At 47.8% G+C, this 25,022-nt stretch carries 29 protein-coding genes and 1 tRNA gene; 10 read left to right on the forward strand and 20 right to left on the reverse strand.

Annotated features, from left to right (window positions below; translation table 11 throughout):
- Nucleotides 1–62: 62 nt before the first annotated feature.
- Together ACOMHB_RS09715 and ACOMHB_RS09720 are read right to left on the reverse strand one after the other, a co-directional pair.
- The gene (locus ACOMHB_RS09715; protein WP_448216454.1) at nt 63–1,757 is read right to left on the reverse strand and encodes a hypothetical protein; all 1,695 of its coding nucleotides are present in this window, start codon (nt 1,755–1,757) and stop codon (nt 63–65) included.
- A gap of 229 nt (nt 1,758–1,986) precedes the next feature.
- Nucleotides 1,987–2,178, reverse strand: a complete 192-nt coding sequence (locus tag ACOMHB_RS09720; RefSeq protein ID WP_422137524.1) for a hypothetical protein — start codon at nt 2,176–2,178, stop codon at nt 1,987–1,989.
- Nucleotides 2,179–2,618: 440 nt separating this feature from the next.
- Between ACOMHB_RS09720 and dusA the strand changes: the two genes are divergently transcribed.
- On the forward strand, nt 2,619–3,632 hold the full coding sequence (gene dusA, locus ACOMHB_RS09725) for a tRNA dihydrouridine(20/20a) synthase DusA (protein ID WP_448216455.1): 1,014 nt from the start codon (nt 2,619–2,621) through the stop codon (nt 3,630–3,632).
- A gap of 63 nt (nt 3,633–3,695) precedes the next feature.
- Here dusA and ACOMHB_RS09730 read toward each other — a convergent pair whose 3' ends face one another.
- From ACOMHB_RS09730 to ACOMHB_RS09740, 3 genes are all read right to left on the reverse strand, one after another.
- Nucleotides 3,696–4,289 (reverse strand): STAS domain-containing protein, encoded by a 594-nt coding sequence (locus ACOMHB_RS09730; RefSeq protein WP_422133083.1) that lies wholly within the window; start codon nt 4,287–4,289, stop codon nt 3,696–3,698.
- On the reverse strand, nt 4,290–5,462 hold the full coding sequence (locus tag ACOMHB_RS09735; protein WP_422133084.1) for a response regulator: 1,173 nt from the start codon (nt 5,460–5,462) through the stop codon (nt 4,290–4,292).
- Nucleotides 5,463–5,757: 295 nt separating this feature from the next.
- A complete protein-coding gene (locus ACOMHB_RS09740; RefSeq protein WP_422133085.1) occupies nt 5,758–6,480 on the reverse strand; it encodes an MlaA family lipoprotein in 723 nt (240 codons plus the stop codon).
- Between the two features lie 249 nt (nt 6,481–6,729).
- On the opposite strand from ACOMHB_RS09740, the gene ACOMHB_RS09745 reads away from it, so the two are divergent.
- From ACOMHB_RS09745 to ACOMHB_RS09755, 3 genes are all read left to right on the forward strand, one after another.
- Nucleotides 6,730–7,635 carry an EamA family transporter gene (locus ACOMHB_RS09745; RefSeq protein WP_448216456.1) on the forward strand — a complete coding sequence of 302 codons (906 nt, stop codon included), beginning with the start codon at nt 6,730–6,732 and terminating at the stop codon, nt 7,633–7,635.
- A 117-nt stretch (nt 7,636–7,752) separates the two neighbouring features.
- Nucleotides 7,753–7,962: a flagellar biosynthesis anti-sigma factor FlgM gene (locus tag ACOMHB_RS09750; protein ID WP_448216457.1), complete on the forward strand. Its 210-nt coding sequence runs from the start codon at nt 7,753–7,755 to the stop codon at nt 7,960–7,962.
- A gap of 127 nt (nt 7,963–8,089) precedes the next feature.
- Nucleotides 8,090–8,166: transfer RNA gene (locus ACOMHB_RS09755), tRNA-Arg, on the forward strand.
- Between the two features lie 69 nt (nt 8,167–8,235).
- On the opposite strand, the gene ACOMHB_RS09760 is transcribed toward ACOMHB_RS09755, so the two are convergent.
- Genes ACOMHB_RS09760 through traD form a run of 4 tightly spaced genes read right to left on the reverse strand, consistent with a single transcriptional unit; the run spans nt 8,236 to nt 11,220 of the window.
- Nucleotides 8,236–8,487: a helix-turn-helix transcriptional regulator gene (locus ACOMHB_RS09760; protein WP_448216458.1), complete on the reverse strand. Its 252-nt coding sequence runs from the start codon at nt 8,485–8,487 to the stop codon at nt 8,236–8,238.
- Complete coding sequence (gene traF, locus ACOMHB_RS09765) at nt 8,468–9,289, reverse strand: conjugal transfer protein TraF (protein ID WP_448216459.1); 822 nt, start codon at nt 9,287–9,289, stop codon at nt 8,468–8,470. Before traF ends, ACOMHB_RS09760 begins: the two co-directional genes overlap by 20 nt.
- A gap of 35 nt (nt 9,290–9,324) precedes the next feature.
- On the reverse strand, nt 9,325–9,945 hold the full coding sequence (locus ACOMHB_RS09770; protein ID WP_448216460.1) for an IncC plasmid conjugative DNA transfer DtrJ family protein: 621 nt from the start codon (nt 9,943–9,945) through the stop codon (nt 9,325–9,327).
- 21 nt (nt 9,946–9,966) lie between these two features.
- A complete protein-coding gene (gene traD, locus ACOMHB_RS09775) occupies nt 9,967–11,220 on the reverse strand; it encodes a conjugative transfer system coupling protein TraD (RefSeq protein ID WP_448218625.1) in 1,254 nt (417 codons plus the stop codon).
- A 60-nt stretch (nt 11,221–11,280) separates the two neighbouring features.
- Here traD and ACOMHB_RS09780 point away from each other — a divergent pair, with 60 nt between their 5' ends.
- Nucleotides 11,281–12,366 (forward strand): IS630 family transposase, encoded by a 1,086-nt coding sequence (locus ACOMHB_RS09780; protein WP_448218589.1) that lies wholly within the window; start codon nt 11,281–11,283, stop codon nt 12,364–12,366.
- Here the strand turns inward: ACOMHB_RS09780 and ACOMHB_RS09785 are convergent.
- Genes ACOMHB_RS09785 through traL form a run of 8 tightly spaced genes read right to left on the reverse strand, consistent with a single transcriptional unit; the run spans nt 12,323 to nt 17,711 of the window.
- Nucleotides 12,323–12,958: a helicase HerA domain-containing protein gene (locus ACOMHB_RS09785; RefSeq protein ID WP_448216461.1), complete on the reverse strand. Its 636-nt coding sequence runs from the start codon at nt 12,956–12,958 to the stop codon at nt 12,323–12,325. The two genes, ACOMHB_RS09780 and ACOMHB_RS09785, sit on opposite strands and share 44 nt — an antisense overlap.
- On the reverse strand, nt 12,948–14,144 hold the full coding sequence (locus tag ACOMHB_RS09790; protein ID WP_448216462.1) for a TraI domain-containing protein: 1,197 nt from the start codon (nt 14,142–14,144) through the stop codon (nt 12,948–12,950). The genes ACOMHB_RS09785 and ACOMHB_RS09790 overlap by 11 nt, the downstream gene beginning before the upstream one ends.
- A gap of 2 nt (nt 14,145–14,146) precedes the next feature.
- Nucleotides 14,147–14,485, reverse strand: a complete 339-nt coding sequence (traA, locus tag ACOMHB_RS09795; RefSeq protein WP_422137529.1) for a TraA family conjugative transfer protein — start codon at nt 14,483–14,485, stop codon at nt 14,147–14,149.
- Nucleotides 14,486–14,499: 14 nt separating this feature from the next.
- The gene (locus ACOMHB_RS09800; RefSeq protein ID WP_448216463.1) at nt 14,500–14,895 is read right to left on the reverse strand and encodes a TraV family lipoprotein; all 396 of its coding nucleotides are present in this window, start codon (nt 14,893–14,895) and stop codon (nt 14,500–14,502) included.
- Between the two features lie 18 nt (nt 14,896–14,913).
- On the reverse strand, nt 14,914–16,074 hold the full coding sequence (locus ACOMHB_RS09805; protein WP_448216464.1) for a TraB/VirB10 family protein: 1,161 nt from the start codon (nt 16,072–16,074) through the stop codon (nt 14,914–14,916).
- A gap of 10 nt (nt 16,075–16,084) precedes the next feature.
- A complete protein-coding gene (locus ACOMHB_RS09810) occupies nt 16,085–16,852 on the reverse strand; it encodes a hypothetical protein (protein WP_448216465.1) in 768 nt (255 codons plus the stop codon).
- Nucleotides 16,853–16,878: 26 nt separating this feature from the next.
- Nucleotides 16,879–17,433, reverse strand: a complete 555-nt coding sequence (locus ACOMHB_RS09815; RefSeq protein ID WP_448216466.1) for a TraE/TraK family type IV conjugative transfer system protein — start codon at nt 17,431–17,433, stop codon at nt 16,879–16,881.
- Nucleotides 17,430–17,711 (reverse strand): type IV conjugative transfer system protein TraL, encoded by a 282-nt coding sequence (gene traL / locus ACOMHB_RS09820; RefSeq protein ID WP_252180164.1) that lies wholly within the window; start codon nt 17,709–17,711, stop codon nt 17,430–17,432. Before traL ends, ACOMHB_RS09815 begins: the two co-directional genes overlap by 4 nt.
- Before the next feature lie 61 nt (nt 17,712–17,772).
- Here traL and ACOMHB_RS09825 point away from each other — a divergent pair, with 61 nt between their 5' ends.
- Entirely contained in the window at nt 17,773–18,015 is a 243-nt protein-coding gene (locus ACOMHB_RS09825; protein ID WP_422133102.1) for a type II toxin-antitoxin system ParD family antitoxin, read from the forward strand.
- A gap of 5 nt (nt 18,016–18,020) precedes the next feature.
- Nucleotides 18,021–18,323: a type II toxin-antitoxin system RelE/ParE family toxin gene (locus ACOMHB_RS09830; protein ID WP_448216467.1), complete on the forward strand. Its 303-nt coding sequence runs from the start codon at nt 18,021–18,023 to the stop codon at nt 18,321–18,323.
- Between the two features lie 17 nt (nt 18,324–18,340).
- Here ACOMHB_RS09830 and traN read toward each other — a convergent pair whose 3' ends face one another.
- Nucleotides 18,341–18,865, reverse strand: a complete 525-nt coding sequence (gene traN / locus ACOMHB_RS09835; protein WP_448218626.1) for a conjugal transfer protein TraN — start codon at nt 18,863–18,865, stop codon at nt 18,341–18,343.
- A 152-nt stretch (nt 18,866–19,017) separates the two neighbouring features.
- On the opposite strand from traN, the gene ACOMHB_RS09840 reads away from it, so the two are divergent.
- Both ACOMHB_RS09840 and ACOMHB_RS09845 read left to right on the forward strand, forming a co-directional pair.
- Complete coding sequence (locus ACOMHB_RS09840) at nt 19,018–19,602, forward strand: class I SAM-dependent methyltransferase (RefSeq protein ID WP_448216468.1); 585 nt, start codon at nt 19,018–19,020, stop codon at nt 19,600–19,602.
- Between the two features lie 3 nt (nt 19,603–19,605).
- Nucleotides 19,606–22,041 carry a DEAD/DEAH box helicase family protein gene (locus ACOMHB_RS09845; RefSeq protein WP_448216469.1) on the forward strand — a complete coding sequence of 812 codons (2,436 nt, stop codon included), beginning with the start codon at nt 19,606–19,608 and terminating at the stop codon, nt 22,039–22,041.
- Between the two features lie 198 nt (nt 22,042–22,239).
- Here the strand turns inward: ACOMHB_RS09845 and ACOMHB_RS09850 are convergent, their stop codons facing one another.
- Nucleotides 22,240–22,377 carry a hypothetical protein gene (locus tag ACOMHB_RS09850; RefSeq protein ID WP_448216470.1) on the reverse strand — a complete coding sequence of 46 codons (138 nt, stop codon included), beginning with the start codon at nt 22,375–22,377 and terminating at the stop codon, nt 22,240–22,242.
- A gap of 446 nt (nt 22,378–22,823) precedes the next feature.
- On the opposite strand from ACOMHB_RS09850, the gene ACOMHB_RS09855 reads away from it, so the two are divergent.
- Nucleotides 22,824–23,759 (forward strand): integrase domain-containing protein, encoded by a 936-nt coding sequence (locus tag ACOMHB_RS09855; protein WP_448216471.1) that lies wholly within the window; start codon nt 22,824–22,826, stop codon nt 23,757–23,759.
- Here the strand turns inward: ACOMHB_RS09855 and ACOMHB_RS09860 are convergent.
- Nucleotides 23,751–24,836 carry an IS630 family transposase gene (locus ACOMHB_RS09860; RefSeq protein WP_448218589.1) on the reverse strand — a complete coding sequence of 362 codons (1,086 nt, stop codon included), beginning with the start codon at nt 24,834–24,836 and terminating at the stop codon, nt 23,751–23,753. The two genes, ACOMHB_RS09855 and ACOMHB_RS09860, sit on opposite strands and share 9 nt — an antisense overlap.
- Nucleotides 24,837–25,022: the final 186 nt, after the last annotated feature.

A 25,022-nucleotide genomic window follows, 5' to 3' on the forward strand; every position in this document is an offset into this window, starting at 1 on the left:
AGGCGGCTAAAACGGGCTTTATATCACGACAGTCAACTTTTCGCCATGTGGGTTTAACAGAGTCAGCCCACGCCGTTCATTTTCAGGAAGTTTTCCAGCACCGCTTCTTGCATCCTCAGGTAGTGAAAGGCAGTTGTCGTGTCGGCCTCAGGGTTTGCCAGCAGAGTTTCCATGGCACTGTTGATGCGCTGACGGGATTCATGGATGAGACGAGTGTCATTTTCCGAGAAGACTTTACTCGGTAGTGAGGTACCAATGGCATATTGATAGCACTGGCGTGTAAAGCTTTTCATCGTATCCTTGAATCGATCGAGAACTTCTTTGCTTTCAAATCCCGGAGTATTCAGAAGAGCCTGATCGATTTGCCTGACATCCTCCGTCTCACAATGAACGACATGCATTGTAAAGGCCGGTTCATCAAGCTCTGGCTTTTTCATGAAGTCTGAGTCTATTCGTAATCCCCTGCTGTTTCTCAATACCAGTGTAGGCAGAGGGTAGGTGGGGATAATGGACACCTGCTCCGGTGCATCCAGCTCGTGGCTGGCTCTTACATCGGCTAATTGCTGCTCAAATACCCAATGATGTAACCGGGCTTTTTCAAGTGGCGTCACAGAATGGTTTTGAAGTTTTCCGGAAGGTTGAACCTGATATTGGGTCGCACTTTGCAAAACAGGATGTTGCTCAGCTGCAGATGTCAACATAGGGTTTGGTTGTCGGTCGGGTAAATCCCCGACACCGTGTTGGGCATAAAGTCTCATGACTTCTGCCTGCATCTGATCATGGTTGAATTTCGTTGCTGTTTTTTCGGGGTCGGGAGCAACACCCTCAATCTTATCGATGAAAATCTCCAGCTCCGCTTTCAGTCTCTCGGTTAATGCTTCCATGCTACTGAGTTCCAGACTTTCAACCAGCCCCTGATGGCGGTGCCCCAGTCGGTCCTGCCAACCCATCAGTTTTCCCTGAAACTGTTTGAGGTCGTGCAGGTTCAGGGCTGAGTCCGGATCTATGTTTCGCTGCAGACAGTGAGCTTTGAAGCCATCATGGCCCGGTAAGAATCGCTTAGCCAGTTGCTGCCTTTTTTCCAGTGTCTTGAGCTGAGCAGCCTGTCCCAGATCTGAAAGCACAAACATGTATTCGGTCACCGCCAGTTTGATAAGATGAGGCAGTGAGTCTGCTTTTTCCATGACGCTTATGACAGTGTCGCAGAAGAATTTTATGTCTTGATAATCTGGAGTGGCTCCATTACCTGTTAGAAAATCTGTGAGCCTGGCTGCCTGATGATCAAAGTTGCGAATTGAGACATCCAGCCCGGTTTCTCTTTTAATCTTTTGCAGGCCCTTACGCAGCCTTCGGATTTGCCACCTTTTGGCTTGCTTGAAAGATATGTTTGAGTCTTCTGGCACTGCGTTATTGCCCGGCATAAGGGCTGTCAGGATTCTTCTGGCTCGTGACGAAGGTTCAGGAAAAGTTTGGTTTTCTTTCGGTGTTTCAACGTATGGAAAGCGGGGAGGGAGTTCAACACCGGAGACCATGTGGGCAGGCAGTGACTGATCGGAAAGCTTTTTGGCCAGAAGGTAGCCTTTACTGATAACAGGGCGTTGCCGGTAATCAGAGCCACTGGTTTTTTTTGGGGGCATTTTACGAACCGGATGTTTGACTGCTTCGGTCTTTTTTCCCCGGAAGCGAGAAACCACATTATCCTTGACGGTTCGGGCAAATCCGGACAGTCCATTATAAACGCTGCTTAAAATGTGCATCCTGCCTTCCCTGGCAATTTCAATCTTTCAGCTACCCGATATTAAAGGCCTGAGCCCGGCGTTTGGCGATTTTCTCAGTATATGTATCGACACTTGAGCTACCGGTATAACCCAAAGCTTTCAGTTTCTTGTCCAGGCCGGTTTTGTCGAATTGGAAGAGTAGAAGGTTGATTTTTTCGTGCATCTCTGGAAAACGATACTGCCTCGTTTTCCAGAGTATTTGGCGCTGTCAAACCTGCGGCAGGTACTTATTTGCCTGGTAGAGGGGATCGGAGGTGTAGCCATTACAGGCCAGAGGTTCCTGATTGCTGTCTGATTGGAGGGAGATAAGGTATTCCGGATAACGGATGTCGTCTATTTCGCCACCAGGGTGGGTAGCGTCCTCAAATAACCGTTTGTTGTCGAGTCCTGGATTATACATGATCGTCTTCCTTTACGATGCTGTTTTTTAAGACTTTAAAACGGGAAAGATTTAAAGCGGTAAATTGTTTAATCAGTTGTCGATGAACGCAGTATTTTTATTTTCTCCGATCTGAAAGTATTCCTGTTAAGCCTTAAAGCTATTGAGATTTGCAGCCCTGAAACATTCTGTCTGTGTTCTTCAGCTGTAAAGACTAAGGTATCGGATTTCTTTTCGACTGTCACTCTTTTGACGTGTGGTATTTTTTTGACAGCATCATCTGGATGCAGGCTCTCGCGGTTAACGCTGACAAATTCAGTTGAAAATGGGGATGCTCTGGAATGAGCGGGGCAAATTACTTATGCGGGTGATGCTATCCCACAGTCGATAGTGAGTGATCTTTACTGCCGAAATGGGCTTTCTGTTATATCATTATCCGTTCTCTAATTTTGAAAATCATTATGCCAGTGACTCAGCCCAAACCCCTGGACCGTAAGTTTTCCGTTGCCCCTATGATGGCATTAACGGACAGACATTGCCGTTACTTTCACCGTTTGCTGTCGGAGCACTCTCTGCTTTATACCGAAATGGTGACTACCGGGGCTCTGGTATTTGGCGATAAAGACCGTTTTCTCAGGCACAATCCTGAAGAGTATCCACTGGCCCTTCAGGTGGGTGGTCATGACCCTCAACATCTTGCCCGGTCAGCCGAGTACGCAGAACAGTCCGGATACCAGGAGATCAACTTGAACGTGGGTTGTCCCAGTGACAGGGTTCAGAATGGTCGTATTGGTGCCTGCCTCATGGCAGAACCCGAGACAGTTGCGGAAGGGGTCAAAGCCATGAAACAGGCGGTGGATATTCCGGTAACAGTGAAGCACAGGGTTGGCATAAACGGTCGTGATTCTTACGAGGAGCTGGTGGATTTTGTCGGAAAAGTGGCTGAAGCCGGTTGCGAAACATTTATTGTGCACGCGCGTATCGCAATTCTTGAGGGTCTGTCTCCCAAGGAAAATCGTGATATTCCTCCTCTAAAGCCTGAGTTGGTTTATCAGCTGAAAAAAGATTTCCCGCAACTGGAAATTACCATCAATGGCGGCATAGGAACCTTTGCCGAGATTGAACAGCATATGGAGCATGTGGATGGTGTTATGTTGGGCAGGGAGGCTTATCATAATCCCTATCTGATGGCTGAAGTCGATAATCGTCTATATGGTACCGGCAAACCGGTGATCGAGCGTCATCAGGTTGTTGAGAGAATGCTGCCCTACATTGAATCCGAGCTGGCAAAGGGCGCATTCCTGAGTCACATAACCCGTCATATGCTGGGTCTTTACCAGGGGCAGCCTGGAGCTCGTAAGTTCCGTCGTTATATCAGCGAAAATGCTCATAAAAATGGCGCGGGGCCAGAGGTGCTGCTTGAAGCAGTCAAGCAGGTTGAAAGTCTGAGGGAAAGAGCACAGGATGCGGCCTGAGATAGTAAAAAAGTCCCAGTGGTAAGCGACGTTGAGCTGAAACCTTCTCTCTGGAATTGATCTTCAGCTCCTGTTTTTGTCTTCCTGTTCATCTTCATCATCTTGATTTTTGTTTTTATCTCGATGTTTATTTTCGTCTTGATTTTTGTCTTCATCAGGGCCATTGGTTTGAATCTGCTCAAGCTGCTTCACCAGTCCACTGAAGGTTTCACGGTTTTCTTCGCTCAGACTCATTAATACCTTATGGGCGTCCAGAACTTTCCTGGCCTGACTGGACTGCTCCAGATTTCCATCGCAGGCAATGTCATGCATGTTCAGATTCAGGTTCAGTTTTTCATAGCCTTCCAGCTCCCTGACTATCACAAACACTCTGTCAAACCCCATACTCAGGAGAATTCGGGTGATGTCATCTTTAGTAGAAATAATAACTGGCACCAGCCCCAGATTTTTTTTGGTTTGAATCGACAATTTGGCCAGGAGGCCCAGAGAGGTGCTGTCGATGGTGTCAGTGTCGGTCAGGTCAATAATGACAGAGGTGAAATCAGGCTTGCTAAGCATCTTTTCAAGAGAAGCACAGAGGGTTAGCCGTACTTCTCCCACCAGTTTCAGAATATAAGTGCCATCGCTTTTTGCGAACAGTATCTTTCCAGTAGTCATTCAGTCTCGAGCCAGGATCAGCAGGGCAACGTCATCTGGAATGGCTTTCATGGTTTCTAGCCCCAGCTTTTCTGTCAGCGCCGATACGGTGACGGCTCCCTCTTTAATAACAGACAACAAGTAGTCTTCCTTCTCCTGAAGTGTCTGCTGTGGCAGTACCTCCAGAATACCGTCGGACAGGATAGTCAAGGTAAATTGCTCGGGCAAGTCAATGGTGACATCTTCAAAAGTGGCGTCTTCAAATAGCCCTACGGGCAACCCCCGGCCTTCAATACAGCGGGTCTCTTCCGGCGTGGAAAGAATGGGCAGAGGGTAGTGACCGCCAAAGGCATAAGTCAGCTTTTTATCACGGGTGTCGACAACACCGCCAAAGACCGCAACATGTTTACCCAGGCCGGTTTCGAGAAGGCTACGGTTGAGGAAGTTGAGCACATGGGAAGGTTTGACCCTGACCCGTCCACCATGAGACTGATATTCCTTGAGCAGGTTCATGGACATGTGTTTCAGTAATACCGTGATAAAGGCCGAAGAAGCACCATGGCCGGAGACATCAGCCAGGTAGAAGGCAAAACTGTGCTCGTTCAGGACGAAGTAGTCAACAAAGTCGCCACTGAGGTAGAGAGACGGGATGATCCGGTGGTCGACCTTGAAATTTTCAAAAATCAGGGGTTCCTGAGGCAGCATCTTCATCTGAACCTGGCGACCGGCCTTCTGGTCCTCCTGCAGCAGGTGCAGGTTGTTTTCCAGTGAGTGAATGGCCTCTTCAAGGCTTTCACGGTAGCGGCGGTTTTCAAGTATCAGCTGAGCATTTTCAAGAGCACGGTTAATGGCGTACTCAAGAACTTCCAGATCGACGATAGGCTTGATGATGTAATCACTGGCACCCAGGCGTAATGCCTGAACGACATCGGTCATGACACCGGCACCGGAAACCACAATAAAGGGTGTATCCGGAGACATCTCCCGGACGTTTCGAAGCACTGCCAGTCCATCCATCTTCGGCATCCGAAGGTCACAGAGAATCAGATCCGGGGAGGTCTCTTTGAATACAGCCAGCCCCTGCTCACCATTTTCTGCCTGAAGAATATTGAATCCGCTGTCTTCGAGATAGGCTACGATGCTTTCTCTGACAATTGTGTCATCATCAATGACCAGGATGGTCCTGCTGGTCATATTTATAATCCTGCCTGCTGGAGAGATCTGTCCAAACCTTTGTCAGGAAAATCTACGTCAAGGAAAACAGAGTGCATCTGACCTTAAACCATTATTGATTTGTCTGTGATGAAACATACTCTCAACCCGGCCTTGCTGCAAGCTGAGGGAAGGTAAAGCAAGGAAATCTATCCGGAGCTGAGGTTCCGTTTTTTCTGGTCTGATCGTCGGATTATATCGAGGCAGAATTGGCCAATTATGCCTCGAATCACTGGGTTAGGAGCCTGATTCAAGGCATTTGAAGAGGTACTACCTGTCAGAAGTCGTCTTCTGGCAGCTGACCTGTAATCAGGTATTCACGGCGTTGCAGATAGGCATCCCGAACAAAGGTATAGCTATCACCCACAATCAAATCTTCAGCGCTGAGCAGGGAGGAACGGGTGCTGACAATGTCCACTCCTCTTACAACCCATTGATTCCGTTCTGGCTCAAATTGTCCCTGAAGGTTCAACATGGAGTCTGGCAATAAGCCGATACCGGATCTGAGTGTTCTGGGCCCGAGAAACGGCAGTACAATATAAGGGCCCGACGGACTGCCCCAGTGAGCAAGCGTCAGGCCAAAGTCTTCATATTGCTGTTCAATCCCCAGTGGGGTGGCGACATCAACCAGTCCCAGCATACCTATCGTAGAGTTAATGCCGAAGCGACCAACTGAAGCCAATGCCTCACCGCCTTTAAACTGTAACAAAGCATTGGCAGCATTACGGATCTCGCCGAGGTTTGAGAAGAAGTTAGTGACCAGCTGCTGAATAGGTTTGGGAGTCACTGCATCATACCCTCTGGCCACTGGCCTCAGGGTATAGTCGTCCAGCGTATGATTGAATGAAAAGATTGCACGATTCGCTCGCTCCCAAGGGTCGTCGTAGGAGACAACAGCAGCACCGGCAGTCGAGATATAACCTGCCAGTAGCAGAGTGGGTATTAATTTAACCATATTTTTTAGAGTATTTTTCAGGTTTGCAGCCAGTGCGCGTCTCACGTTCCTGTCCTCGCTTTCCTTGTTGTTAGAAACTAGCCCAAATCATTGTGTGTAGAGTTATAGTTTGAATCATTTCACAGATGAGTGAAATAATTCATACGGATATTGATCTTTTAAGGATTCAAAAATCTGAAAAATGTATAAAAATCTTTCAATCTTCCTGTGAATCTGCCAAAACCGCGAGCCTGCACCTATTTTACGGTGTTCGTTAAGGATATTTTCTGACCATGCCAGCTAAGGAGTATACGTTTGGACAACCTGGCAATTATTCTCGTACTCGTTTCATCTTTCATGCACGCCGGCTGGAATTGTCTTGGCAAAAAAGTCAGGCCTTCTGGAGCCAGCTTTACCCTGTCCGTAATAATGGGGATGCTGGCTTTTGTGCCTCTGTTGCTTTTCTATATCGACTGGTTGGGAGAAATTTCCCGGGAAATTTGGCATTTGTTGATTCTGAGTGGTCTGTTTCAGGCCATCTACTACCTGGGTTTGGGCCAATCATACCGTTTTGGTGATATGTCGTTGATGTATCCGGTCTCCCGAGCCCTGCCTGTTCTTCTGGTTCCACCGGTTATCGGTTTATTAGGTTGGGGAGCAGAGCTCTCATCGGATAAATGGCTGGCATTCAGCCTGATTGTTTCAGGCTGTATCATCCTGCCATTGTGGCACTGGAGTGATATAAGCTGGTCTCATTACCTCAATTCTGCAACGGCCTTTGCAGTAATGGCTGCTGTAGGTATTACGGGATATTCTGTGGTCGACAGTCAGGCTCTTATGTTGATGAGAGCACTGTGGCCCGTCGAAGGGGTGGCCTTCAAAAGTGCTCTGCTCTATTTGATTCTTCAGGCCATCACAACCTGCCTCTGGCTGGTGCTTTTCACATTTCCTTTTCAGAAGCAGCGAAGGGAAATCGCACAGTTGTTTGCATCTCATCGGGGCACTCTGTTTTTTACAGGAGTGGCGATGTTCATTACTTACAGCATTGTACTGGCCGCCATGGCATTTGCTGATAATGTCAGTCTGATTGTGGCTTTGCGACAAACCAGCATTCCTGTAGGTGTTTTGATGGGTGTTTTTCTGCTAGGAGAGAGGGGGTCGTCACAAAAATGGTGGGGCACCGGATTCATCGTTTCCGGCTTGATTCTGGTAAGTATCTGACGATGCATAAGTAAATGAATCTGGCATGAAACCTGAATGGTAAAAAAGCCATGTTTTGGCACTGGAAGCTGAAAATATCTTGTGAGACTATCGGGTGCTTAGCAATCAGGAGGAATCATGGACGATAGCCGAAAGAACGAAACCGAGACTCGCAGCAGTTTACCCAATTGTCTTAGTGAGACACGGTTACTGGCTCTGAGAAAAGCTTACCTTGCGGGTGAGCTAAGGGTGGACAGTGCCAGAGTGGCAGATAAACTGCTCGCTTTCGAGAGTAAACTTGAATCAGCACTGAGTGACCGGAGTCATCTGAACGACAAAAGCAACTGACTGATTTCGCCGACAGGGATTTATCTTAAGACAGTGCTCAGAACGACTTTAATTCTTGGAAAAATTTCATCGATTCGTTAAAATGAAAGTCAGCCAGCCGGAACGATCTGCCCGCTGGCTTTTCTATGCTCCCTTGGCACAGCTGGATAGCGCGGCCCCCTCCTAAGGGGCAGGTCGGAGGTTCGAATCCTCCAGGGAGCGCCAGATAGAGTAAAGGCTCCAGATTTTGAGCCTTTTTTATCCTTGCGATGGGTCGTCAATAGGTCGGATGCACTACACATTGTCAGAATATTGCTGAGCCAGACTTTCATAGCTTTTTTGCTTGTTCAGCCAGTTATCCAGATCCTCTACCCTGTACCTGACTACTTTTTTGCCCACCCTGAAAAATTTTGGGGGAGCTTCCCCGCAAAGTTCTCCTGAAATCCTTGCTTTATCCAATTCAGATTTTGACAGGCCGATGTACTTTGCTGCTTGTGCTGTATTCAGGACGGCAGGTGAGAGTTCTTTAACGGTATGGTGGTTCATTGAGTTTACCTTTATTGAACAGGTTTATATTTTCAGGTAGCAAACTGCTACTCCAGACTTCATTGGTGATTCTGGTTTTCTGGTACTCGCTTTCATTGATCCAGCCTTGTTGATAGGCAACATCAACAATACGTTCCGTCAGGGCAGTCAAAGATGTGGAGCCTTGCCGTATAAGAACGATGTTGTCAGGAGGCTGCATAAGAAACAGTGCAGGGTATGTGGCAATATTCAGAGATGCAGGTGGCGACCTTTCTATTCGACTGTTTGGGAATGCTGGTATCAACTGTCCATCGGTAGAGATGGTGATCAGTTCAAAGTCGTATTCCATGCTCAGGAGCTGCACTGTCCTGGCCTGAATATGGCAAAGTCTGCAGCTGCCCCGGTAGTAGAAAACCAGGCCGGCTATCCGGGCAACTTTTCTCAAAATAATTTCCCTGGCCTTATGAGCCATATCATCTTTGATTTTTGCCGCTGCCGGAGAGATTGGTCGACGGACATTTTCATCCAGCATGGGGTCGCTTTCGATGATTTGTTTACCAACATAGGCAAACCGTTCTGCTTTTTCTTTTATCAGCCTGTCGAGATAGAGGTATTTACTCACGTTTTCTCTACTGGGAAGGTCGATGGCTTTGTCCAGGTATTGACCGATATTATCTCTGATCCATGCGGTTGTGAGTGGCTGGTGTCTTTTGGTTTGATCGTTGGCTACATTCTCGTCGGTTTCTGGCTCGGCAATCTGCTCATACCAGAACCAGCCTTCGGAGTGGCGACTAAACCATTGTTGTTCAGCTGAAGCAGTCACTGAATATATTCCGACTAATAGCAGAACGAAGGGCATCAGACTTTCTTCTGCCAGTTGGCTGTCCACCATCCCAGACATAGTGCAGCCAGCCAGGCGGCGGCAGGAATCAGCAATACTGGAACCGGCAGAGGGATGATGATTAGATAAAGAAATAAACCCGGAATCCATTTTGATGCCCGTCGGCTCCAGAGGTTTTGCAATGGACTGGTATAGTGAAAATCGTGATAACGGATTTTTCGGATCAAAAGGCCGTCGAGAATAGCTGCAATAAACATTACGCCCCAGAATGGCAGGCAAGCCAGCAATACGGAGATTCGATAGAACAGCTGTCGTATCAGACTAAGCAAGCTCTTAACCACACCCTGAATGAGCTCCATGGCCTTTGCCAACCCTTCACCCGAGCTTCGATCTGTAGTCGTATGTTCCATCAGAAAGTGCTGAATGCCGGATTTTACAATGGTTGTCGCATATAATTGGTCGCCTGTTCGCATAATCCATAGAGCATTCTCCCGCCCCAGCCTCTGGGCATATTGTTGCTGCTCTTTGTACAGATACTGGTTCATCTTTTGGCCAGAAAAAGCAAGCCAGAGCAATATCAGGCCAAGCCCGAAACACCAGATTGCGAATGGACTGGCTTGTTTTTGAGATGTTGTCATAAGAAAGATGGAATCAGATGTTCAGGATTTTGGGGAGCAAAGAATCGGGATTCTGCCTTTCAATAAACGTCCGCCGCCCAATCGTGCAACGTATTCCAGATTGGGCAGCTCACCAAGCAGTTGCGGCGGAAACAAGTCTCCGGTTTCTTCCAATTGCTGTTCACTTAGGTTGCCGGTGAATTCCATAGGGCGGTTAGCGTCGGTGCTGATGCCCTGATTGCGGATAAAGTAGCGGTAACGAACCGGCGGCAGTTTGTCGGTGATAAATTTCTGGGTGTCAGGGTTCTGTGTTCTCAGGCAGATAAGGTGATTGCAGTTGTCTATAAACTGTTGGGCAGCAGCTTTCGAGCCCAACTGAGCTTCAAAATCAGCCAGTGTCTGAGAAGCGACGTATAACCGGAATTGAGCCCCCCGGCCTTTGTTAAGCAGGGACAGAAGTTGAGGGCAAAGCACTTCTGCGGCTTCATCGACAAACAGGTTGATGGGTTTGTCGTTGCTATCTGTGTAGTTATAACGATCCCCCGCCACGGCCGCCAGGTCTGCCAATAGCAACTGTCCAATGGCTTTGCCGACCATAGGATCAGACAGGGAATCGAGCCCAAAATACATCACCTTGTTTTGCTCAATCAGGCTGGCGGTATGGGTACAGGGGCGCAGGTCGTCTGTATCGGTGGGATCAGGTGATAGCAGTCGGGCCAGTGGGCCTCCTGTCAGCATTCCCAGGTCAGGCAGTAAGGTTGCAATCATTTTTCCATAGTGGGCCCGATCATGTTCGAACAGTGAGATCAGTCCTTCCACATCAATACAGGGCGATTCAGGCATGACCTTATCCCGATAGAACTCTATCCAGCGTCGTGCCTTGGCTTCGGCTTTATTCTTGCCTTTAACTTCCTTCGCCAGAATGATATCTGCTGCCTGAGCCAGGTGTCGTGTACAGACAATAGTAAGCGCTCTAATCAGCAGTCTGGTGACGCCACCTTCCAGTCCCTGACGAATCATGACAAGGGTCGGGCGCTGACCACAGAGCAGATAGCCCTGAACTACGGCATCAACGGCTTTTTGGGCAAAAGCCTGAAAGGGGGCATTATCACCACCGGAAGGCATCAATCCAGAAATCCGGCTGGCCAGCTCGCTGGAACGGTTGAAGTTCTGTAGCAGGTTGATACGAATGGAATTTACAGGAAAGCCCGGATGGAACTTCATAAATCGGTATTGATTGCCTGACAGCTCGCAACTTCTGAGGGTATGGCTAGTGTAGTGCGACCTAATTAACAGTACATAAAGACTCCTAACGGTCTACTATGGATGTTATTCCAACCACTGCCTGTTTTTACTATGCGAGTTGCCACAGAGATAATACTTGATGCTTCTGAAGAAATACGACTCAGAAAGATTACTTCATCAAATACTTGCCCTCTTCGCTTGGCCCGCCGTGCCCAGATTGTTCTTCTCTCTGCAGAAGGAAAAAGCAATCTTGAGATTGCGCAAATACTGAAGATCGGTCGTCATCAGGTCAGCCGCTGGCGTGACCGATATGCTCAGGAAGGCTTCTCCGGGATTGAACAGGATCGAGCTCGCAGTGGCCGTAAAAAGAAGATTGATGCTGCTGAGATTGTGAGTCTGACCACAAACACCCTTCCGGAAAATGCCACTCACTGGAGCACCCGAACTATGGCTGCTGTTAGCGGTATCAGTGAGAGAAGTGTTCGCCGGATATGGCATGCATATGGCCTCAAGCCTCACCTGGAAAAGACATTCAAGGTGTCCCGAGACCCGAAATTTGTGGAGAAGCTTGAAGATATTGTCGGACTCTATCTGTCTCCTCCTGAACATGCGTTGGTGCTGTGCTGTGATGAAAAAAGTCAGGTTCAGGCACTCGATCGAACACAGCCTGGCTTACCGTTGAAGAAAGGGCGTGCCGCAACAATGACTCATGATTATAAACGACATGGTACAACCACTCTCTTTGCAGCACTGAATGTACTTGATGGTGCTGTCATCGGTCAGTGCCAGCAGCGTCATACCCATGTGGAATGGTTGAAGTTTCTTAAACAGATAAATAGGGAAACGGCAAAAGACAAAGAGCTGCACCTGATTTGCGACAACTATGCGACTCACAAACACCCGAAGGTGCGAGAATGGCTGGAAAAACATCCTCGTTTTCATATGCACTTTACGCCAACGTCAGCATCATGGTTAAACATGGTTGAGAGATTTTTTCGGGATCTCACGAGTCAGCGTTTACGCCGTGGTGTGTTTGTCAGTGTGCCACAGCTAGTCAGTGCGATTGATGAATATATTGAAAAGCATAATCAAAATCCAAAGCCGTTTATCTGGACTGCTAAGGCAAATGATATCTTAGAAAAAGTCGTTCGGGCTAATCGCCGGTTAAGTTGCAAAAAGAACGACGCACTACACTAGCAAGATCATGGTCGCCTTTTGGGTCGACGATAATAACGGGCTCATTGCGTAATACGGCTTGTGTCACCAACAAATCAAAGAGTCGGGTTTTACCGCTGCCCGGGACACCGATCACCATGGTATGCATCTGAGTCTGTTCAAGAGGCTGATATAACGGCTCCTCATGTTCTTCCATACCGTGAATCCAGCCTGCTCCCATGTTTTTTTCTGATTTGGTTGGCAGGTTATCACTTCGTAATAGGTCCCAGGCTCTTTGCCCGTGGTGTCGTTGCCATTCAAAGCCCCAGCCTAACCAGACGCCTTGCTCCTGATTCTTTGTTTGCAATGAATGGCATTTTTTTTCCGTTAGTTTTAACAGAGCCAGCTTTTTCCCCTTAAGCCGCCGATGCTGTTGCCATCTTGGCAAAGCCTGTCTCAGCCGAATGAACATCATGACTCCGCAGGAAGCAGAGGTCAGGACAAAACCAATCAGTGGCAGTGAACTGAAAAACGATAAGGTATAGGCTGTAATCATGGCGGAGAACCATACGGCAGAAGAACTCAACTCATAAATGGGTCGCCAGTTTTGCAGATATGGGCGATCACTGATCATGCTGTGTCCCCGTGATGTTTTTTGTTGGCAACCATTGTTTGCACTGTTCGGAAATGACAGGTTGCAGAGCAATGACCAGTCGGCCATTACGTCGAAAAATAATCTGATTGCCAACAGGTCTGATCCAACCTCTCTGGTTCCATTGTTTGAGCAGAATATCCGGTTCTGGAGTTTCCCTGGATTTGACCGCATCAGGCCAAGGCAGCAGAAGGCTGTCTTTCGCCCATTTGATATCCTCTGCGTGGAGGTTACCTATAACCAGCTCAAGCCAACCGAGTTCATTATCCTTTTCCTCTGTTGGCTGATCCTCAGTTTTGGACGGTTTTGTGATCTGGTTAAGCGCCTCCCCATTTTCGAAATGCAATTTGATGCTTTTCAGGCGTGCCAGCTCAACGGCATCGATGATTTGCGATACGCCATGGCCGCTTTTTTGTCTGGTAAGCGCACCGATAAAAGTCTGCCAGAGAGCGCCATTATTGCCATCAGGTTGCAGGGCATTGCGAAATGCCTGCGGTGTCAGCTGCGGCAAAAGTAACAGATTGATGGCTGTATATTCTGGCCCTAATGGTTTCCTGGGATCGTTATCACACTGTTTCCAATGGGGTGAGTAATGGCTAATGCGGTGTTGTTGCAACCAGCTTCCAAGAGGTTGCTGGAACGCTGGCCATTGCTCTGCTGATTGCTCTGCGGATGATGTTTGAACAACAAGACAAGAGGTCATTCTCCCACTGTCATATAAAAGTCCGGCGATCCCTGCCATTAACCGCCATAGCGGTTCCCTCGCTCTGCGTTGATCTGGATACAAGTCGTGGTCTCTGTGAATCTGCTGCATGGCTGTGACGGACCAGAAGGCCGTTTCCAGAGCATGGCGGATCGCGCCTGCTGGTTCACAGTGGTGCTGAGGATGAGTAGGTAAGAGATGGAGCCAGTTGGTGAGATTATCCAGTGTTTGGTCAAACATGCGCTGCAGGTCTGCTGGCAAATTCAGCTGCTCGTTTAACTGTTCCAAAAGCTTTTGTTGCTGATGCAGGATTGTTCCTGTGCTCACCTGATACCCAGCGCAACCTGAACCTGGTTGTATAGACTGATCAGCTTCTGGAAGATTGATTGGTAATAGGATTTTTTCATCAGCGTGATGCGGGTGTAACCATTGATTGATAATGGCTAAAGCCTTTGAGGTGGACATGGTTAAAGCCCGAAAATGGAATTAATAATGGTGGGAGTGACCTGCAATCCGACAGCGGCCCCCACTCCGGTAGCAAAGCCGATTAATGAGTTTCGAGCCATGCCGTAGGCCAGTCCGATCAGGACAAAAGAGATAGACAGTGTTCGCCCCAGGTCTCCCTTGATCCAACCCACCAAACGACCATAAATTTCCGCAAAGTCAGTGGAACCTGTCACATTGACAGGATTGGCCGCCTGCAGCTCCTGTGGCAGTAGAGAAAGAATGATCAGAGGTGCCAGCGACACCATCAGTTTCTGCAGCTTCATAACAAGTTGTGGTCTATCAGCAAGCAGTACATACATATTCAGTGACTCCATTAATCATCAGACGGTGAATAGACGGGAATGGCAGACTGCCAGTCTCTTGGTGCGATATCGGTCATCACAACTCCGCCGCTGTGCCAGTTGCCCTGCTTGTCAACCCAGGGTGCAATCCAGATTTTCAGGATTTGAGCGGGTGTGCGGTTGGGTATCGCTTCGGGCGTTACAAAACGAAGATCGGGTTCTGAATAGTTTTTGGGAGCTGAAGGAAACAGGTTTTCAGCAGACGTTGAACCGGTATCCTGATAGACCTGTCTTGCCGATTTGCACACGCCTTTGCCGGGTTCCGGGCAGGCATACTCAGCTTCACCAACACCAAACAGTGAGCAGCCCTGAATAACAGGTACCAGCGAAACCATCAGAAGCAATGCTCTGGTATCGTGTTTACACATGGGTAAATTCTCGAAAGATTAGTTTTTCAGACCACGGGTGAGAATCAGGTCCACCTTACGTTCAGCGCTGATTTCAATGACGGGCACCATCTGGTCAGCCAGCTGCAGGTAAAAATCTGCCAGCTTTTCCAATGCTTTGTTACTGCCCTTTATCAGAGAGCTTTGCAGGGCTCCACTGCCTTTTAAGCCGGACTGAAACGGAGACTGAATCTGGCCGTTCTGGTTGGGAACCAAAGACAATACTGGAACGGGTTTGATATCAAAGGCCTCACTGATACCGCTGAGAAAGCCTGCCATAGCCGCCTTGGCCATAACCTGTCCCTGCTTACTGACCAGCCTGCCACGTAATCCGGCTTTGCCATCTTCTCCGGCGATATAACCTTCTAAAGGTTGTTCAATGACTTGTTCCTTGTCGTTGTATTTGAAGATGCACGACAGGGTTTCACTGCGAAGATAAGCCCGCTCGGAACTCAGATCGCCATAGCCTGATGCCAGAACAAAGCATTCCCTGACGTTAGTGCGATAGCGATTGGGCAAAATGGCAGAAGCTTTGATGCGAATAAGGACAGGATAAGGTTCACGTCTTGCCCCTTGCCCTGTCGGAACATCCAGCCCGGTGATTAACTGGCCGGATAGCAGACTTCCGGCCGGTAAGCGCAGAAGCTTTGGTTTATCCTCTGGTTTTGAATTTAGGGTGACTGCCTGAGGGTTGGTAGTTCCTAATACCCGGATAGGTCTGGGTGGTTGAGGAGGTGTGTCATAGTAATCAGTTTCGTTGTATTGGGTTGTTGGTGATTGACTGTAATGATTCCACTGCAAAACATCCGGAACAGGTTCTGGCAACGAAGGTTCAGGAACAGAGAGTGTGGGTTGATCGGGCTGCTTTAGCTGGCTAATTTCCTGTTGCAACTTCTCTATTTCTTGTTGATGTGCTTTGTGCAAAGCTTTCTGTTGCTGATGGATGCGTTCCAGATCACCACTGATACGGTTCAGAGTTAACTCTTTGGGTGGCACACCGGTAAAGTCTACAGAGGTGTTAGTTTGCTCCGGGGTTTTGATAATGCCTGAATCCTGCCGCTTACTGGTCATAAAAATCAGGGTGACCAGAACCGCTGCGGTACCCAGCACAATGCCATAACGCTTTATTCTTGGTGTTAAATAATGGTTGATGGTGTTCATTGCTTGATGATTATTTGGTCAGCAGAGAAGGGCGCAATATGGGAGCAGATTCATAATCAGGCGTATTCAGAAGAATAAACAGCTCTCTTCGCTGGCCGGGATGCAGTTTGTTGTTTGGCCACATTGCGACAGCGGCGGTGTGGCTGCCCTGACAATTTCTTTCATGGAATGTAAGCGGCTTTTCGGTGTTATTCTGGGCAGTGCCTATCAGAATGCTGAAGTGATGCCCCTGAACCTGCTGGCCTTTGAAAAAATCAAACACCAGGCCGTTCTGCTCGCAATGCTGAATATCGGATTGATGCAAAACGCTCAGTTCATAACCTTCCGGTATTTGCCCCTTAACCAGCGAAGCAAGCACTTCCGTGATAGCCTGCTGATAGTCCGAGGCTTCTTCGAATCGTTTTGCTAATGCCTTGTTATGGTTGATTTTTTGCTGCCATGGTTTTGATAGTGACAGCTGAATTTCTTTAGGAGGCACATCCAGTGGCGTTACCAGCAAAGAAAGGGCATGAGTCTCATTGTCATGAGGGGTGATGTACACGACAAAAGGTTCTTCTTGTTGCGAAGAGAGATAGATCACTGAACCTTCAATCCGAATATCAGCCTGATCAATGGTTCGAATCTGGGGAGCCGCAAAAGGCGTGACAATTCGATTCAGGTGTAGACGACTCAGGTTTACGGGTTGCTGTTGACCCGGTGATACCTGCAACTTGACTGGTGCAGCTGCCAGAGTCAATGAACAGTAAAAACAGACAGCAACAAAAAGCGTTTTGTTCATCGAGGAATCTCTGAATAAAGGAAGGGTTACTTGAGATCAGATTCAATCTGAATAACAGCAAGCACAGGGCGATAACGGCTCAGACTGAACTGAAAGGTAAAGGTTTTCTGCCCAGACAGGCGTTGATGGCCCGATGAGAGAGCACTGTTTCCCGTCACTCTGACCTCATGGGTGTTTTCATCAAATTCAAGCTGCAATGGCTCAAAGCTCAGGGAAACATTGTCTTCCCGTAACTGGTGGAACTGCCGATTCAATGTTTCATGGACTTGCCGGTGCAGATTGGGTGAAAGCAGACTTTGCAGCCTGGACTCAACAAACGACAGATTCTGCGGATTGAGATTGCCCAGTAATTCAGCCAGAGACAGTCCCCACCATTCGTAATAGATCTGAGAAGCCTCACCGGAGTGAATGACGATCTGCCCATCCATCAATGGCAAAGTCAGCTCAACAGCCGGTTTGCGACTGAGGCATTGGAAAAGCAGTAGTGCATTCGTCAGCACCAGTACCAGCAACATCAGCCTGTCCACACAGAGCTGCTGATGCCATTGCTTCAAACGACGCAGATAGTCTTGAATGGTCATTTTCGGGAAGGGTAAAAGACCCGAACATAAGGGTTGGGCAAGGTTCTGGCTTTTACAAAATAAAAGCCCAGCCAGTAAAGCCGGTGGCTCAGGTGGCCGTCAGGGTGACGGTCCCGGAACCGTCGATAGACACGAATCGCCATCCAGCCCAGGAACATGCCAAGCAATAGCTGGTCAAACCAGATACCCCAAATCAGACCCACGGCTACGGGGTAGATTTCATCCAGAGACCAGAACAGGAACTGGATGGGGTCGTTGATGGTGCGGGGGATTTCCATGATGCTTTCGACTCATTTACCGCCTATACTCTGTAAGACATATTCTTACAGGAGGTGCAATATGGCTCGAACATTAACCATCAGCCTTGGAGACGAACTTCAGGGCTATGCTCAACAGCTGGTCGATTCCGGTGCGTACTCATCCGTCAGTGAAGTGGTGCGCGAGGCGTTAAGAAACCTGAGAGAACAGAAAGCTTCCTCAAGCCTGGAGCAATTGAGGGCAATGATTGACGAAGGTGACAACAGTGGTGAACCGGTTGATCTTGAAGTTGAAAAGTTCCTTTCCCAAATGAAAAAACGGTAACCCTTATGCCCCCAAACAAGCAGTACTTGTTCAAGCCCCGTGCACGACAGGATTTGGAAGGCATATATGACTATACCGTTAGTGAGTTTGGAGAAGAGCAGGCTGATCTGTATATCCGAAATCTTTTTGATACCTTTCAACGACTGGCCGAAACACCGGGCTTTGCTCGATGCCGGGATGACCTCAGAAAAGGGCTCAAATCATACCCTGTGAAGGCTCATATCGTTTTCTTCAGAGAAACGGTGAATGGTGTATTAATTGTCAGAGTGCTTCACCAATCGATGGACTTTCAATCACAAAAATACTGATCGATCCTGAGAAATGCTCACTGCTGTCGAAGATTTATAGTTTTGGTGTTTTGATAGTGGTTGAGTTTTGATGGGGTAATGCTGTCGTATCGGGCTTCCAATCGTTTTCGACTGTCCTCCCTGTGCTGGTCGAAATCCAGCCTTGACCCTCTGCCCGTCAGAGTTTCCAGATTCAACTGTTTCAATGTATCAGCATTCAACTCTGGCAGTTTGTTTTGCAATTTTAACAATGCCAGCCACTCGCTAAGGTCAATCTGGTTCCAGTTCACAGCTTGCAGAGTTTCAGGCGTTATACCCGAGCAATCGGGATGTTCGGCAGAGCCGCATCCAGTGTTCAGCTGCTTCCTGATCTGCACTTGCATGATGCGGGAAAGGGGTGAACTGAAACAGCAATAGCGGTTGTACTCCATGCTGCTCAATCCCAAAAACTTGTTTTCCCTGTAGCTGCCGACTTTATGGCAGGTTTTCATCTCCCGTTTGGCGGCTAATTCAAATTCTTCGGTTTCACATTTGTTGGTGATCTGGATAATCCCCTGTGTCAGGAAAGTTGTCGCTGATGGCTTCTGGTAGTTTTACATTGTAACTATCCCAATTGTTAGGAATAATATCGTTATTCTTTGGACTTTCTATTGTCCAACCCCTTCCCTTAGTGTCATCATCAAACCTATCGATTTTTTAGTAGTTATGCCTCTATATGTCTAAAACCATAGCCTTTTATGAAGACAATTCAGATACTTTCTATGACTCTACCGTGAGCGTTGATGCACAGGCATTATACGACCGGTTTCTACCACTATTACCTGATCAAGCTCATATACTCGACGCCGGATGTGGCTCAGGGCGGGATTCTCTGGCTTTTTTGAAAGCTGGTTTTACAGTTACTGCATTTGATGGCAGCAGAAGTATGGCTGAACGAGCTACCTGTCTGACAGGGCTGGATGTCAAACATGCATTGTTTATAGATTACAGCCCCGAAGTAAAGTTTGATGCTATCTGGGCATGTGCCTCACTGCTTCACGTTCCTCTTCAAAATTTGGCTATGACTTTCTCTCACCTTGGTAATTTATTGAAATCAGGTGGACTTTTTTACTGCTCGTTCAAGCTGGGTAGTGGTGAAGAAGAACGGGGGGGAAGGCATTTTACCCATCTCGATGAAAAACGGCTTGAGAAGATTCTGGCAAAAAGTGATTTGAGCATCGCCAGAACCTGGGTCACTCAGGACTTACGGCCTGGCCGTGAAAATGAACACTGGTTAAACGCAATTCTGAAAAAGACTTGATGTATGGAAGCAAGACCGCTTGATCCTTCGTATCCTATTGATAACAATTCTGCTCTGCTGACAACCGGAGGGCTGAATGATCCACTGCTGCCCAAGTTGAGAGATGCTATTAACCGGGCGCGGGAAATTGAGATTACGGTTGCCTTCATACGCATCAGTGGCTTGAAGTTGTTGTTTGGTGCTTTATGCGATGCAGTTGATCGCGGCATAGTGATTAAGGTGCTGACTTCTGATTATCTGGATGTGACTGACCCGCAGGCTTTGCGGGAACTGATGCTGTTAAAAGAGAGGGGCGCAGATATTCGCATTTATCAGTGCGATGGTCAGCAAAGCTTCCATATGAAGTCGTACATCTTTATCCATACCCATGATGGTGATTTTATTGAAGGCAGTGCTTATGTAGGCTCCAGTAATATCAGTAAAGCAGCATTAACCACGGGGCATGAATGGAATCTTCGTCTGCAATGTAAGGGCGACTCTGATGACCTTTATGTTCGGCAGTTTGCCCGTATCCGCCACCAGTTCCATGAAATTTTCAGACATAACCTTGTTCTTCCTTTAAGTCATGACTGGATTGATAGTTACCTGAAACGCCATCGTAAAATGCGGCTGGTGGCTGTTGAAGCTGAAGAACTCATTGAAGCCCCCACGCCCAGTGATATTCAAACTGAGGCTTTGCAGGCATTGCAACAATCACGACTGGATGGATATCAGCGAGGACTGGTGGTTTTGGCAACGGGTCTGGGTAAAACCTGGCTTGCGGCTTTTGATACTCAGCAATGCAAGGCAGAGAAAGTGTTGTTTGTAGCGCATCGTGAAGAGATTCTAATGCAGGCTCAGCAAACCTTTGTGCGAATTCGACCTGATGCACGCACCGGATTTTATAATGGCAAGCAGCGTAATAAAGAGGCTGATATGTTGTTTGCTTCCGTGCAGACCCTTGGGCGGCAGGAACACCTGAAACAGTTCAGCGAAGATCATTTTGATTATATTGTGGTGGATGAATTTCACCATGCCGATGCCAGAACCTACCGTAACCTTCTCAAGCATTTTGAGCCAACATTTTTGCTTGGGCTGACTGCGACACCAGAGCGAACCGATCAGGCTGATATTCTCAGTCTTTGCGACAACAACCTGGTGTTTGAGCGCAATCTGGTACACGGCATTAATGTACGTCTACTGACTCCTTTCCATTATTTTGGTATTAATGACAAATACGTCGATTACGATGAAATTCCATGGCGTAACGGCAAGTTTGATACCGGAGCTCTGGAGAGTGCCTTTGCTTCCCGTAAGCGGGCAGAGCATATTCTGAACCATTGGCAGGAAAAGAAGCAGGTAAGGACGCTCGGGTTTTGTATATCAAAGCGGCATGCAGATTTTATGGCAACGGTATTTACCAAAGCAGGGTTCCGGGCGGCAGCGGTTTATAGCGACTCTGAGCTTCGCCGACATGAAGCCCTGCAAAAGCTGGAAGCAGGTGAGTTGGATGTACTGTTTTCTGTAGACCTGTTTAACGAAGGGACTGACCTGCCTGCCATTGACACTGTGCTGATGCTTCGTCCTACAGAATCTAAAATTTTGTTTCTGCAACAGCTAGGGCGGGGGTTGCGCCTGCATAAAGACAAGCAGTATCTGGTAGTGATTGATTTTATTGGTAACCATAAATCGTTTCTGACCAAGCCGGTTGCCTTACACAATAGTCATTCTATCCGTCAGGTTACAGAGCAAATTAGACAACAGATCACCACTTTGCCCATTGGCTGTTTTGCTAACTATGACCCGGAAGTGGTTGATTTTCTGGAGCGTATGGCTCGCAAGCAAAAACCCAGCATGGTGGATGAGTATCAATCCCTGAAATCACTGCTTGGCTATCGCCCCACTGCGACAGAGTTTTATCATTATCTTGCGGAAACGGAGACTGACTTCAATAGAGTTCGATCTGAGCATGGCAGCTGGTTCAAACTGCTTGAACATTTGAAAGAGTTGAATAAATCCGAGTCGGAAGTGGCCAATAATCATCATCAGTTTTTACTGGATGGTATAGAGCAGACGAACATGACTAAATGCTTCAAGATGATTTTGCTTGATGCCTTTCTGGAGCTGGATGGTTTTATCTCGGCACCGACCACAGAAGCACTGGCCGCCAGAAGCTGGCATCTACTTAAGCGCCGACCAACGCTGTATAACTCTGAACTGCCTGCTGGGCAGCGAGCAATGTCTGCTGAAGATAACGGCTGGCATAATTACTGGAAAAGAAACCCAATCAAAGCGTTTGCTGAGGGAGAAAATACCTTTTTTGAAGTCAGACATGGCCGGTTTACTTTCAAAACGGATATACAGCGGGAACATCGGGATATTTTGCATCGGCTGGTGCAGGAGCTGGTAGAGCTGAGGCTGGAGCAGTACTGTGTGAGGAAGGGGCTGCGACAAAGCTAGTGATCATTAATATCATGCACTGGGCAACCTGTCCGAGCCAGAAATGCCCCACAGATTTTGCTGTCGAGGCAAAAAAACTATGTCTATTCTTTGGACTATTGAATTTCAGACTGCTATAGCTTGGGAAAACTTGAGCTTTATATAGGCAGGCTTTTGTTTCCGTAATGGATGGAGAAACTAAAGTTTCAACGTTAACTATTACAGAAACCCGCACTGCCGTGAGGCACCAAGCACTCTTCGCGAGTCATTCCACTCAGCAGCTTCTCTGCTGTAATGACACCAGAACTCAACCACTCTTGCTACCGGGTTGTTCTGTTCGTCAGAATAACCTGTCACATTTGCTGCCCATTTCTCAGAGCGTGAATACCTGTGTTTGCCATCACCCATTACATCGGGTCACAGGTAAATGCGCACTGAAATCCGGTTACAGCGCATTTTCAAAAAGCCGTTTCAAGAGACCCTTTCTGGATATATTGGCATCCGTACCCTACAGCCAGACCAGTGTCTTCTACCGGCACTTTCTGATGATTTGATCAACTTTTTTATAAGCAGGCGAACGTGCTAAACCCGGCCATTCTTCAGTATTGGTTATAACAGCAACCGCCTCAGCTGCTGGCATCAGCAAAGCTCAGCTCTCTGGAGCAATGAGCGTCACTGCCCGCAACCCTTGCGTTACAGGCTGTCCCGTCTGGCCACTGCGTGATGTGGCTTCGAATTGAACTTTGTTCAGGGTTTCGGGACTGATTGTCCGATGTGCCAGATTGGGATGGAGGGGTAGAGTTGTGTCTCGTTTTTTAAGTCGTAACGACCATAATTTTGGTTTTGGCCGACAATTGTCTTATGCCGGACGAAATGCGCTCAGGGCAATGATGCCGGGTCAGTTTTGTACGGTGGCAACCCATTCTGAGCGATGGAAACAGTTTTGTGCCTGGAGTCATACCCGGAATATTTTTGAAGCCCATCAGGTGAATAACCAGACATTGAAGCACTATGCCGTTTACCTACGGGCAAGGCTGGAGGGGCAGGGCAAACCATTATCTGTCGCCACAGCACAGAATCTGCTGTCTACCTGTAATGTGGTTCTTAAGGCTTTGCGAGGCAATGAAGATATAAGGATAAAACCCTCTGAGGCTTTGCAGGTAAACCGGGAGAAGATTCGCACTGAACCTCCAGAGCTAAGCAGGGAAAAGTTGGCTCAGGCACAAGCTGAGTTAATTTTGAAAGGGCAGGAGCGAATAGCAGCCGTTTTAGGTTTGTGTCGAGAGCTTGGGCTGCGTTCCCGAGAAGCTGTAATGCTTGATTGCCATAGGGCCTTTAAACAAGACAAAGCCTGCGGAAAAGTCGATATAGAGCGGGGTACAAAAGGTGGTCGTGGTAAATCGACGTCTACCAGTCCTTCACGAGTTGAACGGTGGGTTCCAGTATCCGGCTATGCACGTATGGCTTTGTCTCAAGCGGTAAAGTTACAGGGTGACAACGACTGCCTGATACCTGTCGGTAAGAAGCTTGAGGATTTTCTGGCACTGGTGCGAATGCACAGCGGTCCGGTTCTCAAAAAGTATGGGCTGAATAATCGGCACGATCTCCGGGCAGCCTACGCTTGCGAACAATATCAACAAATTACAGGTTGTTCTGCTCCCGTTTTATCAAGTGGTATCACCATTGATAAACACGGCGATCTTCAAGCCCGAAAAGCCATCGCTGATCTGCTAGTGTAGTGCGTCGTTCTTTTTGCAACTTAACCGGCGATTAGCCCGAACGACTTTTTCTAAGATATCATTTGCCTTAGCAGTCCAGATAAACGGCTTTGGATTTTGATTATGCTTTTCAATATATTCATCAATCGCACTGACTAGCTGTGGCACACTGACAAACACACCACGGCGTAAACGCTGACTCGTGAGATCCCGAAAAAATCTCTCAACCATGTTTAACCATGATGCTGACGTTGGCGTAAAGTGCATATGAAAACGAGGATGTTTTTCCAGCCATTCTCGCACCTTCGGGTGTTTGTGAGTCGCATAGTTGTCGCAAATCAGGTGCAGCTCTTTGTCTTTTGCCGTTTCCCTATTTATCTGTTTAAGAAACTTCAACCATTCCACATGGGTATGACGCTGCTGGCACTGACCGATGACAGCACCATCAAGTACATTCAGTGCTGCAAAGAGAGTGGTTGTACCATGTCGTTTATAATCATGAGTCATTGTTGCGGCACGCCCTTTCTTCAACGGTAAGCCAGGCTGTGTTCGATCGAGTGCCTGAACCTGACTTTTTTCATCACAGCACAGCACCAACGCATGTTCAGGAGGAGACAGATAGAGTCCGACAATATCTTCAAGCTTCTCCACAAATTTCGGGTCTCGGGACACCTTGAATGTCTTTTCCAGGTGAGGCTTGAGGCCATATGCATGCCATATCCGGCGAACACTTCTCTCACTGATACCGCTAACAGCAGCCATAGTTCGGGTGCTCCAGTGAGTGGCATTTTCCGGAAGGGTGTTTGTGGTCAGACTCACAATCTCAGCAGCATCAATCTTCTTTTTACGGCCACTGCGAGCTCGATCCTGTTCAATCCCGGAGAAGCCTTCCTGAGCATATCGGTCACGCCAGCGGCTGACCTGATGACGACCGATCTTCAGTATTTGCGCAATCTCAAGATTGCTTTTTCCTTCTGCAGAGAGAAGAACAATCTGGGCACGGCGGGCCAAGCGAAGAGGGCAAGTATTTGATGAAGTAATCTTTCTGAGTCGTATTTCTTCAGAAGCATCAAGTATTATCTCTGTGGCAACTCGCATAGTAAAAACAGGCAGTGGTTGGAATAACATCCATAGTAGACCGTTAGGAGTCTTTATGTACTATTAATTAGGTCGCACTACACTAGGCCATCACAGAAGCACTGTGGTTTCAGCCTACATTGGCAGTAATCAGCGAGATAGAAGCAAAGTGCAACTGCCGAAAAAAAGACGTTGAATTAGCGATCT

Source organism: Endozoicomonas sp. 2B-B (assembly GCF_053470045.1).

Coding starts and splice junctions, on each gene's coding strand:
- ACOMHB_RS09845 (WP_448216469.1), top strand. CDS start 19,606: ATGGAAGCAAGACCGCTTGATCCTTCGTATCCTATTGATAACAATTCT.
- ACOMHB_RS09860 (WP_448218589.1), bottom strand. CDS start 24,836: ATGCGAGTTGCCACAGAGATAATACTTGATGCTTCTGAAGAAATACGA.
- ACOMHB_RS09770 (WP_448216460.1), bottom strand. CDS start 9,945: ATGACAACATCTCAAAAACAAGCCAGTCCATTCGCAATCTGGTGTTTC.
- ACOMHB_RS09730 (WP_422133083.1), bottom strand. CDS start 4,289: ATGACTACTGGAAAGATACTGTTCGCAAAAAGCGATGGCACTTATATT.
- dusA (WP_448216455.1), top strand. CDS start 2,619: ATGCCAGTGACTCAGCCCAAACCCCTGGACCGTAAGTTTTCCGTTGCC.
- ACOMHB_RS09825 (WP_422133102.1), top strand. CDS start 17,773: ATGGCTCGAACATTAACCATCAGCCTTGGAGACGAACTTCAGGGCTAT.
- ACOMHB_RS09815 (WP_448216466.1), bottom strand. CDS start 17,433: ATGACCATTCAAGACTATCTGCGTCGTTTGAAGCAATGGCATCAGCAG.
- ACOMHB_RS09800 (WP_448216463.1), bottom strand. CDS start 14,895: ATGTGTAAACACGATACCAGAGCATTGCTTCTGATGGTTTCGCTGGTA.
- ACOMHB_RS09785 (WP_448216461.1), bottom strand. CDS start 12,958: ATGATCAGTGATCGCCCATATCTGCAAAACTGGCGACCCATTTATGAG.
- ACOMHB_RS09715 (WP_448216454.1), bottom strand. CDS start 1,757: ATGCACATTTTAAGCAGCGTTTATAATGGACTGTCCGGATTTGCCCGA.
- ACOMHB_RS09760 (WP_448216458.1), bottom strand. CDS start 8,487: ATGAACCACCATACCGTTAAAGAACTCTCACCTGCCGTCCTGAATACA.
- ACOMHB_RS09840 (WP_448216468.1), top strand. CDS start 19,018: ATGTCTAAAACCATAGCCTTTTATGAAGACAATTCAGATACTTTCTAT.
- ACOMHB_RS09780 (WP_448218589.1), top strand. CDS start 11,281: ATGCGAGTTGCCACAGAGATAATACTTGATGCTTCTGAAGAAATACGA.
- ACOMHB_RS09720 (WP_422137524.1), bottom strand. CDS start 2,178: ATGTATAATCCAGGACTCGACAACAAACGGTTATTTGAGGACGCTACC.
- ACOMHB_RS09790 (WP_448216462.1), bottom strand. CDS start 14,144: ATGTCCACCTCAAAGGCTTTAGCCATTATCAATCAATGGTTACACCCG.
- ACOMHB_RS09810 (WP_448216465.1), bottom strand. CDS start 16,852: ATGAACAAAACGCTTTTTGTTGCTGTCTGTTTTTACTGTTCATTGACT.
- ACOMHB_RS09830 (WP_448216467.1), top strand. CDS start 18,021: ATGCCCCCAAACAAGCAGTACTTGTTCAAGCCCCGTGCACGACAGGAT.
- ACOMHB_RS09805 (WP_448216464.1), bottom strand. CDS start 16,074: ATGAACACCATCAACCATTATTTAACACCAAGAATAAAGCGTTATGGC.
- ACOMHB_RS09735 (WP_422133084.1), bottom strand. CDS start 5,462: ATGACCAGCAGGACCATCCTGGTCATTGATGATGACACAATTGTCAGA.
- ACOMHB_RS09750 (WP_448216457.1), top strand. CDS start 7,753: ATGGACGATAGCCGAAAGAACGAAACCGAGACTCGCAGCAGTTTACCC.
- traA (WP_422137529.1), bottom strand. CDS start 14,485: ATGTATGTACTGCTTGCTGATAGACCACAACTTGTTATGAAGCTGCAG.
- traL (WP_252180164.1), bottom strand. CDS start 17,711: ATGGAAATCCCCCGCACCATCAACGACCCCATCCAGTTCCTGTTCTGG.